This window comes from Paraclostridium sp., from assembly GCF_051657365.1.
Lineage (GTDB): Bacteria > Bacillota > Clostridia > Peptostreptococcales > Peptostreptococcaceae > Paraclostridium.
On record NZ_JBOFKN010000082.1, the window covers coordinates 1 to 2565 of the forward strand.

Annotated in this window: 3 protein-coding genes; all 3 read left to right on the plus strand. The window is 25.8% G+C overall.

What is annotated here, in order from left to right:
- Window positions 1-1151, plus strand: a 1151-nt coding sequence (locus tag ACRCYC_RS05775; protein ID WP_438618162.1) for an AAA family ATPase, incomplete at its 5' end; no start/stop codon positions are given.
- A 112-nt stretch (window positions 1152-1263) separates the two neighbouring features.
- On the plus strand, window positions 1264-1773 hold the full coding sequence (locus ACRCYC_RS05780; RefSeq protein WP_438618163.1) for a transcription repressor NadR: 510 nt from the start codon (window positions 1264-1266) through the stop codon (window positions 1771-1773).
- 85 nt (window positions 1774-1858) lie between these two features.
- Window positions 1859-2434 (plus strand): hypothetical protein, encoded by a 576-nt coding sequence (locus ACRCYC_RS05785; protein WP_438618164.1) that lies wholly within the window; start codon window positions 1859-1861, stop codon window positions 2432-2434.
- The last annotated feature ends 131 nt before the right edge of the window (window positions 2435-2565 follow it).

The following is a 2565-nucleotide window of genomic DNA, read 5'->3' on the forward strand; positions in this document are numbered from 1 at the left end:
AGTCTAGAGACTCAGAAGGAGCTCAGTTTTTAAAAGATATATATTATGAGAAAAATGAATTAATATCAAGAAAAGTAGGATATGAAATAGGTATAAGTGAAAGAAAACAAAATAAAGATTGGGTTAGAATGGGATTTGAGATAGATGTAGATAATTTTAATGAACTTATGGAATATAGAAAGCTATACTTTCATGCATTTTTAAAATTTAAAGCATCTATAGAAAAAATAGTTGAAAAATATGTAGATGCAATATTTAACTTTACAGGAAACTTTGGATATACAAAAACAGAACTTTTAAGAGAAGTATTTATGGATGAAGAAGTTTTAGATGATATTATTTTTAATTTAGAGCAAAAGAAAAATATAATACTTCAAGGGCCATCGGGTGTTGGAAAAACACTTATAGCTAAACGAATTTGTTATTTTCACCAAGGAAATAGAGATAATTCAAATATAGAGGTAGTACAATTTCATGAATATTACACTTATGAAGAATTTATAAGAGGTTATAGAAGAGGAAAAAGTGGAGAAGATTATATAAAAAATGGAATTTTTTATGAGTTTGTAAAAAGAGCTCAGGAATATCCAGAACACAAATATTATTTTATAATAGATGAAATAAATAGAGGGGACTTAAATAAAATTTTTGGGGAACTAACTATGCTAATAGAGAATAATAAAAGAGGAAAAGAAAATTCGATAAAGCTTTTATATAGCGATCTTGATGAATATTTTTATATACCAGAAAACGTGTATATAATAGGAACTTTAAATATATCTGATAACACATTAAATAGTATAGGATACCCACTAAGAAGAAGGTTTGGGTTTATAGATATAGAACCAGTATTTGAAAATATAGACTTAAGAAACTATATGGGCAATTATATAGGTGTTGAAATGGCAGATAAAGTAGTTTGTAAAATGAGTCAATTAAATAAAATCATTGAGGAAGATTCTTATCTGGGTAAAAAATATAAGATAGGTCAAAGTTATTTTATGATAAGTGAAAAGGTTGATGAGTACCAAGTACATAGTTGGTATAGGCAAGTAATAAAAAGAGATATAGAGCCATTAATAAGAGAATATATGATAAATAAAGATGAAGAATACATAAAGAATATAATTGAAAATTTAATAAATGATTAAAAAGTCCTTAGTTAATAGTTTTAAACTTGGGACTTTTTATATTTAATGAGTTAGTTGGATATAAATTGATATATAATAAAAAGTATAACTACTTGAAAAGGAGATTTATATTATGAATGCAAAGGAAAGAAGAGAAACAATCTTAGATATTTTGACAAAAACAACAAATCCTATAAGTGGATCGCATCTATCAAAAACATTAGAAGTAAGTAGACAAGTTATTGTTGGAGATATAGCACTTCTTAGAGCATCGGGAATAGATATAATATCTACTCCAAAAGGATATCTGATTAATGAAGTATTAAATAACAGTATAATTAAAACTATAGCATGTAAACATTCAAAGCATTGTATAGAAGATGAACTAAACTTAATAGTTGATGAGGGAGCAACAATTTTAAATGTTATAGTTGAACATAGTGTGTATGGGCAATTAACGGGAGATTTACATGTATCGTCTAGAAGAGATGTTAAGGAATTTATAAAAAAACTTCAAAATGATACAGTAAATCCATTATCACAGTTAACAGATGGAATTCATTTACATACAATAAAATGTGACGATGAAAATATATTAAATAACGTATTAGAGACTTTAAAGCAAAAAGGATATATTTTATAGAGTTGACAAAAGGACTTGGTAACTATACACTTATAATTACAGGTGTAAAGACATCTATAATTACATATGTATAGGGGGATATACTATGAAGCGTAAATCAAATACTAAATCTATTGTAATATCAGCGTTATTATGTGCATTAGGAATTATAATACCTATGTTTTCGCCGATTAAGTTAATATTAGAACCGGCATCATTTACATTAGCAAGTCATGTTTCAATTTTTATAGCGATGTTTATATCGCCATCAACAGCTATATTTGTTACATTAGGATCAACAGTTGGATTTTTATTAGGTGGATTTCCTATTGTTGTTGTATTTAGAGCACTAAGTCATTTAATATTTGTAAGTATTGGATCTATATATTTACAAAAACACAGCAATACAATAAAAAGCATAAAATCATCATTAGGATACTCTTTTATAATAGGATTAATACATGCTATATGTGAAGTTTTAGTAGTTTTACCTTTTTACTTTGGAAATGGATTATCTAATGGGTATTACGAACAAGGATTTGTAACATCTGTATTATGTTTAGTAGGGATTGGGACTATAATACATAGTATGTTAGACTTTGGATTATCAGTGTATATTTGGAATGTACTACCAAAGGAATTTAGAAGTGTAAGTACTCTTAAAAATACAATTAAAGCTTAAAAAATAAACAAGATTAGATGTATTTATCTAATTTTGTTTATTTTTTTTATAAAAATTTAATATATGTATTAAAAATGACATTAAAATAAGTTATAATATAAAATATACGAGGAAATATAGACTAAATATAG

Coding starts and splice junctions, on each gene's coding strand:
- ACRCYC_RS05780 (WP_438618163.1), top strand. CDS start 1,264: ATGAATGCAAAGGAAAGAAGAGAAACAATCTTAGATATTTTGACAAAA.
- ACRCYC_RS05785 (WP_438618164.1), top strand. CDS start 1,859: ATGAAGCGTAAATCAAATACTAAATCTATTGTAATATCAGCGTTATTA.